Annotated in this window: 8 protein-coding genes; 7 read left to right on the forward strand and 1 reads right to left on the reverse strand. The window is 64.8% G+C overall.

Annotated elements, in window-relative coordinates:
- Positions 1–35 precede the first annotated feature (35 nt).
- The 6 genes from BR78_RS0119825 (at position 36) to BR78_RS0119850 (ending at position 10399) form a co-directional block, all read left to right on the forward strand.
- Positions 36–1598, forward strand: coding sequence for a tryptophan halogenase family protein (locus tag BR78_RS0119825; protein WP_025587499.1), 1563 nt, complete (start codon positions 36–38; stop codon positions 1596–1598).
- Positions 1595–3133, forward strand: coding sequence for a tryptophan halogenase family protein (locus tag BR78_RS0119830; protein ID WP_025587497.1), 1539 nt, complete (start codon positions 1595–1597; stop codon positions 3131–3133). Before BR78_RS0119825 ends, BR78_RS0119830 begins: the two co-directional genes overlap by 4 nt.
- Positions 3130–4725, forward strand: a complete 1596-nt coding sequence (locus BR78_RS0119835) for a GH39 family glycosyl hydrolase (protein ID WP_025587496.1) — start codon at positions 3130–3132, stop codon at positions 4723–4725. The genes BR78_RS0119830 and BR78_RS0119835 overlap by 4 nt, the downstream gene beginning before the upstream one ends.
- Positions 4722–6353, forward strand: a complete 1632-nt coding sequence (locus tag BR78_RS0119840) for a family 43 glycosylhydrolase (protein ID WP_025587494.1) — start codon at positions 4722–4724, stop codon at positions 6351–6353. Before BR78_RS0119835 ends, BR78_RS0119840 begins: the two co-directional genes overlap by 4 nt.
- 43 nt (positions 6354–6396) lie before the next feature.
- Positions 6397–8721, forward strand: a complete 2325-nt coding sequence (locus tag BR78_RS0119845) for a glycoside hydrolase family 31 protein (RefSeq protein ID WP_029937498.1) — start codon at positions 6397–6399, stop codon at positions 8719–8721.
- Between the two features lie 88 nt (positions 8722–8809).
- Positions 8810–10399: a DUF5597 domain-containing protein gene (locus BR78_RS0119850; RefSeq protein ID WP_037567246.1), complete on the forward strand. Its 1590-nt coding sequence runs from the start codon at positions 8810–8812 to the stop codon at positions 10397–10399.
- Positions 10400–10507: 108 nt separating this feature from the next.
- Here the strand turns inward: BR78_RS0119850 and BR78_RS0119855 are convergent, their stop codons facing one another.
- Entirely contained in the window at positions 10508–11227 is a 720-nt protein-coding gene (locus BR78_RS0119855) for a dienelactone hydrolase family protein (protein ID WP_025587490.1), read from the reverse strand.
- A gap of 70 nt (positions 11228–11297) precedes the next feature.
- Here BR78_RS0119855 and gpmA point away from each other — a divergent pair, with 70 nt between their 5' ends.
- Complete coding sequence (gpmA, locus tag BR78_RS0119860; RefSeq protein ID WP_025587488.1) at positions 11298–11984, forward strand: 2,3-diphosphoglycerate-dependent phosphoglycerate mutase; 687 nt, start codon at positions 11298–11300, stop codon at positions 11982–11984.
- The last annotated feature ends 117 nt before the right edge of the window (positions 11985–12101 follow it).

The following is a 12101-nucleotide window of genomic DNA, read 5'->3' on the forward strand; positions in this document are numbered from 1 at the left end:
CGGGCCCGCCACCATTTTTTGCTCGGAGTGGATCGATGGTTTCCGATGGCCGGCGCATCCTGATCGTGGGGGGCGGAACCGCAGGCTGGATTACGGCCGGATATCTCGCACGAATACTTGGCGCCGACCGTCCCGGCGGCGTTGCGATCACCTTGGTGGAATCGCACGATATCGGCATTCTCGGCGTTGGCGAGGGCACGTTCCCGACGATCCGCAGGACGCTGGCGCGGATCGGAATCGACGAAGCCGAATTGGTCCGCCGTTGCGGCGCCACCTTCAAGCAAGGCGCCAAGTTCGTCCATTGGCGGCACACGCCCGGCACGCCGGGGCACGATCACTATCTTCATGCCTTTCAGGAAACCGACGACCGCGATGGTCTGGAGCTCCTCCCTTATTGGCTGCTCGGTCTCGCCGGCGATGCCAATTGGGACGAAGTCAACACACCGCAGAAGCGCGCGGCCGATGCGTACCGCGCTCCCAAATTGCCGAGCCATCCCGATTTCGTCGGACCACTGAACTATGCCTTTCATTTCGATGCGGTGTCGCTCGCCGTGCTGTTGCGCGAGCAGGGCATAGCCAATGGCGTGACGCATCTGGTCGATACCGTGCAGGAAGTGCTGCTGGGCGAAGACGGGGCAATCGCCGGAGTGCGTGGCGCCGAGAGCGGCGTCCTTACGGCGGACCTCTATATCGACTGCACCGGCTTCCGCGCGGAGCTGATCGGCAAGGCGCTCGGCCAGCCATGGAAATCCTGCCGCGACGTGCTCTTCTGCGACGGCGCGGTGGCGATCCAGGTGCCTTATGCCCAGCCGGACGACCCGATCGCTTCCTATACCGTCTCGACTGCCCAGCAGGCGGGATGGATCTGGGACATCGGGCTCGAAGCCCGGCGCGGCATCGGCCATGTCTATTCGTCCGCGCATAGCGATGCGGACGAGGCGGAACGCGTTCTGCGCGCCTATGTCGGCCCCGCCGGTGCGGCACTGGAGACCCGCAGATTCCGCTTCGACGCCGGGTATCGCGAAGTGAACTGGTACAAGAACTGCGTGGCCGTCGGCCTTTCCAGCGGATTTTTCGAACCACTCGAAGCGACCGGGATCGTCTTCTCCGAAGTCGCCGCGGGCATGATCGCCAATCTCTTCCCCTGGGCCGGCGATTTCGAGACTTCGGCGCGCCAGTTCAATGCGAACCTGCGTCGCCGCTACGAGCGCACGCTCGATTTCATCAAGCTGCATTATTGCATCAGCGAACGACGCGACAGCCAGTTCTGGCGCGACAATGTCGATCCGGCCTCGGTTCCCGACAGCTTGAAGGAACTGCTCGATCGCTGGCGGTTCCGGCCGCCCAACGAGATGGACGTCGACCGGAACGTGGACATCTTCACGGAGGCCAGCTGGCAATATGTGCTGTACGGGATGGGTTGGAAAACCGATCTCTCGGCCAAGGCCGGCGTTTTCCGGTTCCGGGAGGAGGCCAAGGCGGCCTTTTCCAAGATCCGGCAGCAGGGCGAATTCGCACTCCGCCAGCTGCCGTCGAACCGCGAACTGGTCCGCTTCGCGCAACGCTCCGGCTTCGGTCAGGGCGCGAACGCAGCATGACGCCGCCGCCGACGGAAGCACCGATCACCAGGCTGGTGATCGTCGGCGGCGGCTCGGCCGGGTGGATGACCGCGGCCGCGGTATCGCGCATGGTCGATGCGGGCGTCGCGGTGACTTTGGTCGAATCGGACGAGATCGGCACCGTCGGGGTGGGCGAAGCGACGATCCCGCCCTTGCTGGATTTCAATGCCGCAATCGGCATCGACGAGAACGAATTCGTCGCCGCGACCTGCGGCACCTTCAAACTCGGGATCGAGTTCGTCGACTGGGGCAAACCGGGGGACAGGTACATCCATCCCTTCGGCAAATATGGCCGTTCGACGCTGGGCATCAATTTCCACCAGATCTGGCTGCGCCAGCATCTGCTGGGCGGCGATGCGGATCCAGGCCCGGTGGACGATTATGCCATCTCGATCGCGGCAGCCCGGCGGCGGCGCTTCGCCAAGCCCGCCAGCAATCCCGAGGCGGTACTGTCCGGCCTCGCTTACGCCTATCATTTCGATGCCGGCCTCTATGCCCGGTTCCTGCGTGGGCATGCGGAAGCGCGTGGTGTGACGCGCGTCGAGGGCAAGATCGCGAACGTCGAGCAGTCGCCGCTCGAGGGGCATATCACGGCGGTCGTCCTCGAAGACGGCCGGCGGATCGAAGGCGACTTCTTCGTCGATTGCAGCGGATTCCGCGCGCTGTTGCTGGGGCAGACATTGGGCGTTCCCTATCGCAGCTGGCAGCATTGGCTGCCCTGCGACAGCGCCCTCGCGGTGCCCAGCGCGGCGATCGCGCCGCCCGTCCCCTATACGCGATCGAGCGCCGAGAAGGGCGGATGGCGCTGGCGCATTCCTCTGCAGCACCGCGTGGGCAACGGCCACGTCTTCTCGAGCGCGCATACCGATGAGGAGGCCGCGTTGCAGCGGCTGCTCGACGGGCTCGACGCGCCGACGATCGGCGAACCGCGCCTGCTTCGCTTCACTGCGGGCCGACGGGAGAAGCTTTGGGAGAAGAATTGCGTGGCGATCGGCCTCGCCGGCGGGTTCATCGAGCCGCTCGAATCGACGAGCATCCATCTGATCCAGTCCGGCATCTTTCGCCTGATGTCGCTGTTTCCGGACCGCGGTTTCAGCAGAATCGAGATCGACGAATATAATCGCTGGCTGATCGAGGAATACGAGCACATCCGCGATTTCATCATCCTGCATTATCACGCGACCGAGCGCGCCGATTCCGACTTCTGGAACCATTGCCGCACGATGGATATCCCGGACAGCCTCGCCGCGCGGATCGCGCTGTGGCGCGAAAAGGGACGAATCTTCAGGGCGCACAATTCGCTCTTTACCGAAGAGAGCTGGATCGCCGTCCTTCTCGGCCAGAACATCGTTCCGCGAGCTGCCGATCCGCTGATGGCGGCGCTGCCCGTCGGAGAGACCATCCGGTTCATGAACCATATGCGCGAGATCGTCGCCCGGACGGCCGAGGCGATGCCCAGACATGAGGACTATATCGCAATGAACTGCACCATGGCGCGCCAGGTGGCGCAATGAACTTCAATGGACTCGGCATGGCGTTCGCGGCAGCGGCCGCATGCGCGATGGCGCCGGCTTCGTCTGCCCAGCCGGAGGGTACCGCCCAGGCACAATCGAGGCACATCGCGGTGGACGTGCGCAAGGCCGCTGGACCGCTGGACCGATCGTTCAACTTTTCGGTGGGATCCGATTATCCGGGAACGCTGATGCGCCCGGAGAGCCTCGCACAGCTCAAGACCGCCGTCGACGAGCTCGGCTTTCGTTATATCCGCTTCCACGCCATCTTCCATGACGTGCTCGGCACCGTACGGATCGAGAACCAGCGGACCGTCTATGACTGGACGAAGATCGACCAGCTTTACGACGCCTTGCTCGGCATGGGGATCAAGCCGTTCGTCGAACTCGGCTTCACGCCTGAGGCGATGGCGAGCTCGCCGCAGACGATCTTCTACTGGAAGGGCAACACCTCGCATCCCGAGCCGAAGGCGTGGAGCGCGCTTGTCGACGCGTTCGTGCGCCATCTGCGCAGCCGCTATGGCGCCGACGAAGTGCGCAGCTGGTATTTCGAGGTGTGGAACGAGCCGAATCTCGGCGGCTTCTGGGAACGCGCCGACCAGAAGGTCTATTTCGAACTCTACGAAGCGAGCGCCCGCGCGATCAAGGCCATCGATCCGGCCCTGCGCGTCGGGGGGCCGGCGACGGCGGGCGCCGCCTGGGTGCCGGAGTTCCTCGATTACGCCCATCGTCGCGAACTTCCGGTCGATTTCGTCGCGACGCACACCTACGGCGTGGACGGCGGTTTTCTCGACGAGATGGGCCATGACGACAATCGGCTGTCGACCAACCCCGATGCAGTCGTCGGCGATGTCCGCCGCGTGCGCGAGCAGATCGCCGCGTCGAAATATCCGCGCCTGCCGCTATTCTTCACCGAATGGAGCGCAAGCTATAATCCCCGCGACCCGGTCCACGATTCCTATATCAGCGCCGCCTATATCCTGACCAAGCTCAGGGCCACGCGCGCGTTCGCACAAGGGATGAGCTACTGGACCTATAGCGACCTGTTCGAGGAAGCTGGCCCTCCTCCCACGCCTTTCCACGGCGGGTTCGGCCTCATCAATCGCGAAGGCATCCGCAAGCCGGCCTTCTTCGCGTACAAATATCTCAACCTGCTGCGCGGGCGCGAGGTGCCCTCGAACGACGCGCAGAGCTGGATCGCCACCGAGGGCAACCGCACCGCAGTGCTGCTTTGGGACTGGCAGCAGCCGAAACAGACGCTGAGCAACCGGCCGTTCTTCACCAAGGTGTTGCCCGCACGGAGCGCCGCGCCGGCCGAACTGCGTTTCGCGGGCCTCGCGCCCGGCACTTACCGGCTGTCGATCCGCCGCACCGGCTTCAAGGCTAACGACGCACACACACGTTATCTCGAAATGGGCTCGCCGGCCACGCTCTCGGCGGCGCAACTGGCCGAGTTGCAGCAGCTCTCGCGGGACGTACCCGAGACGACGCGCACGGTACGCGTCGCAAGGTCCGGCACCTATGCGCTGCGCGTGCCGATGCGAAGCAACGATGTGGTGCTCGCGCTGCTGGAGCCGGTCGGAACCCGAAAATGAGAACCACACGTCGCGAGACCCTCCATCTGGCGCTCGGCGCCGCGGGCACCCTCGGGGTCGCCGCGCCAGTCGCAGCTGCCGGTTCGGCGTCGCAGGGGCGCGCCGTTGGCCGGCCAGGCTGGAGGACGGGCGCCGAGGGGCAGCGCATCGCCGATCTCGGGGATGGCCGGTACCGCAATCCCGTCCTCGCCGGTGACAGGCCCGATCCCAATGTGCTGAAAGATGGCGAGGACTATTTCGCCACCTTCTCCTCGTTCGAATATTATCCCGGGATCCCGATCTGGCATTCGCGGGACCTTGTCCACTGGACGCCGATTGCCGCCGCGCTGCGCAAATATATCGGGACGGTATGGGCGCTCGATATCTCCAGGCATGGAGGGCGCTACTTCATCTATATTCCCGCCCTCGACCCCCACGACTCCGCTCGGCCGCTCAAAACCTGGGTGATCCACGCCGACGATATGCGGGGCCCGTGGAGCGACCCGGTCGACATGCGGCTCGACGGCTATATCGATCCGGGTCACGCGGTCGGCGAGGACGGCAAGCGCTATCTGTTCTTCAATGGCGGGCGCCGGGTGCGCATCAGCGACGATGGCCTGTCGGCCGCTGGCGAGGTCGAGCACGTCTATGATGGCTGGCCCATCCCCGACGACTGGATCATCGAGGGCTTCGCGCTCGAGGGACCCAAGCTGCTGCGCAAGGACGGCTGGTTCTACATGTTCTCGGGCCAGGGCGGCACCGCCGGGCCACCGACGAGCCACATGGTCGTCGTCGCCCGGTCGCGGTCGATCCATGGCCCGTGGGAAAATTGCCCGCACAATCCCATTGTCCGCACCGCACACCGGGACGAGCCCTGGTGGTCGCGCGGGCACGCGACTCCCGTCCAGGGACCCGCAGGCGATTGGTGGCTCATCTATCACGGCTATGAGAACGGCTTCCGCACGCTCGGGCGCCAGATGCTGCTCGAGCCCATGGCGTGGAGCTCGGACGGCTGGCCGAAAGCGACCGGCGGCGACCTTTCGCGCCCGCTCGCCAAGCCACGTCCCGCATCCACGGGTTCTCACGGGATCGCGCTCTCCGGTTTCAGCGATGACAGCTTCGACAAGAAGCTCGCCTTCCATGCGTCGCAGGGCGACTATTCCCGGCGCGTGAAGCTCAAGGACGGCGTGCTGCAACTCGCGGGCGAGGGAACGGGCCCGGCCGATGCGTCGCCCTTGCTGTTCGTCGCGGGCGACAGATCCTACGACGTATCGGTCGAGATCGAGATCGACGGCGCCGCGCAGGGCGGGCTGCTCCTCTTCTACAACGAGAAGCTGTTCTGCGGGCTGGGGCTCTCCGAGGGCAAGCTGCACGCCTATCGCATCGGTCAGGAGGAACGCTGGCCACCCGGCGGCCCTGCCACGACTCGACGTCTGCATCTGCGCGCCGTCAACGACGAGAACGTCGTCACCTTCTTTCATAGCCTGGACGGGAAAAGCTGGACCAAGGAGCGCTCTTTCGAAGTCGCCGGCTACAACCACAATGTCGCGGACGGTTTTCTGAGCCTGCGGCCCGGCATCTACGCGTCGGGTAAGGGCGCCGCCACCTTCCGCAATCTGACTTATCGCGCGCGTCCGGCACCGCAATGACGCGAGGCCTCCATCCGCGCCGCACATCATCAAGGGAAGAGTTATGAACCTGCGTATTCTTTTGCTCGCTGCTTCCGCCTTGTGCGCGAGTCCTGCAGCCGCACAGTCGCTTGCCACGGTCGACCGCAACGGCAGCATGGTATCGATCGAGGCCTATGGCCCGAACATCGTGCATGTGACGATCGCGCTCGACAGGAAGGAACTCGATCAGGGACCGGGCTACGGGATCAGCGCCAAGGCGAGTTCGGCCGGCTGGGCGCATCGCAGCGACCCATCCGGCGACGTCTTCACTTCGTCCGCGCTTCGCGTGACGGTCAACGCCGAGCCCTGGCCAAAGCCTCCGACCCAGATGCAACGCTATTTCGCGCCTTCGCTCCCGCCGGTGTCGATCTCGATCTCGGGTGCCGACGGGCGCGAGATCACCCGGATGAACGGGTGGGAACTGGCGCCGCAGATGGTGAACGGGGAAAAGACCTTCCGCGCAGGCGCGAGCTTCGCCGACACCGCTGACACGCATTATTACGGCCTCGGGCAGAACCAGGAGGGCATCCTCGATCTGCGCGGACGCACGATCGACTGCCGCCACAATTACGATGCGCCTGCCGGCGAGACCGTATGCGTCCCGTTCCTCGTGACCAACAAGGGCTATGGCATCGTCTGGGACAATCCGTCGGCGACCGCCGTCTCGCCCGGCCTTCACGGATCGACGCGCTTCCAGTCGGAGGTCGGCGAGCGGGTCTCGTTCTTCGTCATCACCGGGAAAAGCACCGACGAGATATACGCGGGCTATGCGAAGCTGACCGGAGAGACGCCTCTGCCGCCAAAGGCCGCATTCGGGCTCATCCAGAGCAAGGCACGCTATGAAAATCGCGACGAACTGATGCGCGTCGCGGAAGGTTATCGCAGCCGGAAATACCCGCTCGACATCATGGTCCTCGACTGGTTCCACTGGACACGGATGGGGCAGCTCGACATCGATCGGAACGCCTTCCCCGATCCTGCCGGCATGAACCGGGAGCTCCACGAGCGAGGCCTGCATTCGATCATCAGCGTCTGGCCGCGCTTCGAACGCGAATCGCGCTATTACGACATGCTCTCGGCGAAGGGGTGGCTGCTCAAGGATCCCGATGGCCACACCGCGGATGGCCTCGCGGTACGCTCAGATCGCGCCGGCGCGCTGCTCGACAGCACCAATCCGGAGGCGCGGCAGTGGTTCTGGACGAAGATCCGCGACAATATCGCTAGCGAGGGCTTCGACTGGTTCTGGCTCGACGAAACCGAGCCGGACCTCGTCCCGAGCGGTCATTTCTATTCGATCGGATCGGGCGATCGCTATTACAATCTCTATCCCCTGGTTCATCCGAGCAGCGTCGCGGAAGGGTCGGCTCGCGACTTCCCCGACAAGCGTAACCTGATACTAGCGCGCGCCGCGTATCTGGGGGCGCAGCGCCATGGCTCCCTGTTCTGGTCGTCGGACATCCATTCGACATGGGAAGCCCTGCGCCGTCAGGTACCGACCGGTCTCAACTTCACTGCGAGCGGACTGGCTTATTGGGGCAGCGACACTGGCGGCTGGATGTGGCCGAGCGGACCAAAGGCGGAGCGTCCAGTGCTCGTCGATCCGACGGGCGCCACTGCCATGGGGCAGGATTATACCGACTATCCCGAGCTGTTCGTGCGCTGGTTCCAGTACAACACCTTTACGCCGACGCTGCGCATTCACGGTCAGCGACCGGCAACCGCCATCTGGGAATATGGCAAAGCCGCCGAGCCGATCCTCGCCGACTATCTGCGGCTTCGCTATGCGCTCATCCCCTATCTCTATTCGCTCGGCCGGCAGACCTATGAAACGGGCGCACCGTTCATGCGCGCGCTGTTCATGGACTTCCCCGATGATCCGGCGGTCGTGAATATCGGCGACGAGTACATGCTCGGGTCGGCTTTCCTCGTGGCGCCGGTCACCGAACAGGGACGCACGAGCCGCCGCGTCTATCTGCCCAAAGGGAGCGACTGGTACGATTACTGGACCAACCAGCGATACACCGGCGGCCAGACCATCGACGCTGCGGCACCGATCGAGCGGATCCCGGTCTATGTCCGCGCCGGATCGATCCTGCCCATCGGCGCACCGGTCTCGAGCACGGCGGAGAAGCAAAAGCTGCAGGCGATCCGCGTCTATCCGGGACGGGACGCACGGTTCACTCTGTATGACGACGACGGCACCACCAACGCGTATCGCCGGGGCGGTGGAACCAAGACCGAGCTCATCTGGAACGACGGCAGCGGGACGCTCTCCAGCAAGACCAAATTTCCGCTGGGGCAGGATGTAGCGCAACTGGTGCAGGTGGTGAGCGCTACGGCCCCATGAACCTGGTTCGCGAAAAGCCGCGTATCTCGTGCGACGCATGACTGAAGGAACGGTTCGAATGTGGCGACTTTTGGCAAGGTGCGCGCTGATGCTCGCAACGGTCGCGTCCGCGCCTGCGTCGGCGCAAGAGCTTCCCCGGCTGGTTTCGCGCGACGGGCGCCATGCGTTGTTCGTCGACGGAGCCCCGTTCCTGATGCTCGGCGCGCAAGCCAATAATTCGAGCAACTATCCGGCGATGCTCCCGAGAGTCTGGCCGGTGATCGAGGCCATGCACGCCAACACGCTCGAAATCCCCATCGCCTGGGAGCAGGTAGAACCGGTCGAGGGGCAGTTCGACTTCTCGTTCCTCGATACTCTCGTCGAACAGGCCCGTGCGCGCAAGGTTCGGCTCGTGCTCCTGTGGTTCGCGACGTGGAAGAACACGGGTAACAGCTATGCGCCTGAATGGGTGAAGCGCGACACCGCCCGTTTTCCGCGCATGAAGAAGCCCGACGGCACGACGCATTATGTGCTCAGCCCGCACGGGCGGAACACTCTCGAGGCCGACAAGCGTGCCTTCGTCATGATGATGCGGCACCTCGCGAAGATCGACGCCGACCACAATGTCATCATGGTGCAGCCCGAGAACGAGGCGGGCAGCTATGGCCTTGCCCGGGATCACGCGCGCGAGGCGGATCGCCTGTTCAAGGGCGATGTCCCCGCGGAGCTGGTCCGCGCGCTCAAGGTGAAGCCGGGAAGCTGGACCGCATTGTTCGGCAAGCGTGCGGAGCAATATTTCCAGACCTGGCACCTCGCCCGCTACATCGACGAAGTCGCCGCGGCGGGTAAGGCGGCGATGCCGCTCCCCATGTACGTGAACGCGGCGCTCGGCGACGCCTTCACCGATGAGGGCGGCAATGTCGGCCCCTCGGGCGGGCCGAACTGGAACGTGATCCCGATATGGAAGGCGGCGGCGCCGCACATCGATCTCGTCGCGCCGGACATCTACACGCGCGATGCGGCGGCGGTGGAAAGCTTTCTCGAAAAATATGCCCGGCCGGACAATGCCTTGATGGTGCCCGAGATCGGCAATGCACTGGACTATGGGCGTTTCCTGTGGCCCGCGCTGGGCCGCGGCGCGATCGGCTTCGCGCCCTTCGGGATGGATGCCACCGGCTTCTTCAACTATCCGCTCGGCGCCAAGGCGCTCGATGCCGCGACCATGGAGGCGTTCGCCGGCCCATATGCTATGCTCGCACCGATGGCGCGCGATTGGGCGCGCATCGCTTTCGAGAACCCCGTTTGGGGTACGGCGAAGGGCGCGAAGACGCAGGCCAAAGTCTTCGGCCGTTGGAAAATCGCGGCGGAATATGGCCTGTGGCAGATGGGCGAACCGGGCTGGTCGAGCTGGAACAAAATCGATCCGCACCCGATGGCTGACGCGCCGGTCGGCGGATTGGTCGCGGCGCAGCTGGCACCGGACACCTTCCTGATCAGCGGGAGCCATGTCCGGGTCCGGCTGACGGCCGCCGGTACCGCGGTGAACCAACAGGCACAGATCATCAGCGCCGAAGAAGGCAGCTTCATCGCGGGCAAATGGACGATGCGCCGCCGCTGGAATGGCGACCAGATCGATTACGGCCTCAATTTCACCGGCGAGCCCGTGATGCTCAAGGTGACGATGGGCCTTTATCGATAGACGTCACAGCCACCAATGAGGCCTTCGTCGAGGCGGGTTCGCGAATGGCGGCCTGACTTGTCTGCTTCGGGGCGCATGCCGGTCGAAGCCCGCCAGCCCACGCACGGTTCAGGCGAACAATTCCGCAAGAAAGTCCGTCATCGCCCGCCAGCTCCGGCGATCGGCGCGTGGCTCATAGGCGATATTGCCCGGGCCCGCCCTGCCGACATCGGTGAAGGCGTGACCGGCATGGCCATAAGCATGGAGCTGCCAGTCGGCGCCGCACCTGGTGAGTTCCTCGGCAAGCGCGACGGTCGCGTCGGGCGGCGAGATCGGATCGTTCCAGCCGTGGCAGACGAGCAATTTCGCGGTGATCGGCGATGGGCCCGCATAATCCGGCGGATCATACACGCCGTGAAAGGAGATCCCGCCGCGAATGCCGAGCCCGGCACGCGCCATGTCGAGCACGCATTTGCCGCCGAAGCAGAAGCCGATCGCGGCAGCCGCGTCCGGATCTGCCTGCGGGAGGCCGGTCAGTGCAGCGAGCGACGCCGCGAGCCGGTCGCGGAGCAAAATGCGATCGGCGTTGAGCGCATCCATATAGCGGGCGCGGTCCTCGGATTGCAGCGCGGTGCGCTTGCCTTGCCCGAAGACATCGGCGGCAAGCGCGACATAGCCGAGTTCGGCCAACGCCTCGGCCTTGAGATTGTCCGCCTCCTTCTGGCCGAGCACATTGGGCAGGACGAGCACGCAGGGGCGGTGCCCTTCGACCGCTTCGTCCCATGCTGCGACGCCTTCGAACGGGCCGCCGGGGCCATCATAGACCAAGGTCCGCCGAACGATCGCCATTGGCTGTCTCCCGCTTGTTCGCGCCGCCGCAGTCGCTAAGGACCTGCGCAACGTGTTGCAAGGAGGCCCCATGCCCAAGCTCGTCCTGATCCGCCACGGCCAGTCGGCGTGGAACCTCGAGAACCGTTTCACCGGCTGGTGGGACGTCGATCTGACCGAGCTGGGCGTCGAGGAAGCCTGGGCCGCAGGCGAGCTTCTGAAGGAGAAAGGGCTCGATTTCGACCTGACCTTCACCAGCTTCCAGAGCCGGGCGATCAAGACGCTCAACCTCGCGCTGGAAGCTATGGGGCGGCTGTGGCTGCCGACGGAGAAGAGCTGGAAATTGAACGAGCGCCATTATGGCGGCCTCACCGGGCTCAACAAGGCCGAGACCGCGGCGCTGCACGGCGACGAGCAGGTCAAGATCTGGCGCCGCAGCTTCGACGTGCCCCCGCCCCTCCCCGAAGAAGGCTCGCCCTGGGACCTGGCCAGGGACGTACGCTATCACGGCGTGCCGATCCCGCAGACCGAGAGCCTCAAGGACACGATCGCGCGCGTGCTGCCTTATTGGGAGGAGCGGATCGCGCCGGAGATCCGCACGGGCAAGCGCGTGCTGATCTCGGCGCACGGCAATTCGCTGCGCGCGTTGGTCAAGCATCTGTCGGGGATCCCTGACGAAGAGATCGTCAACCTCGAGATTCCGACCGGGCAGCCGATCGTGTACGAGCTGGACGAGAAGCTTGTGGCGAGCGACCGCTATTATCTTAGCGAGCGGTGATCCTTTTAGCCCCTCCCCTTCAGGGGAGGGGTTGGGGTGGGGCCTGTCCGCGGGCGACGGTCTCGATGAGACATCCCCCACCCCCAACCCCTCCCCTGAAGGGGAGGGGCTTAAGTG

Origin of the sequence: Sphingomonas sp. UNC305MFCol5.2 (genome assembly GCF_000712135.1) — a bacterium.
GTDB lineage: Bacteria > Pseudomonadota > Alphaproteobacteria > Sphingomonadales > Sphingomonadaceae > Sphingomonas.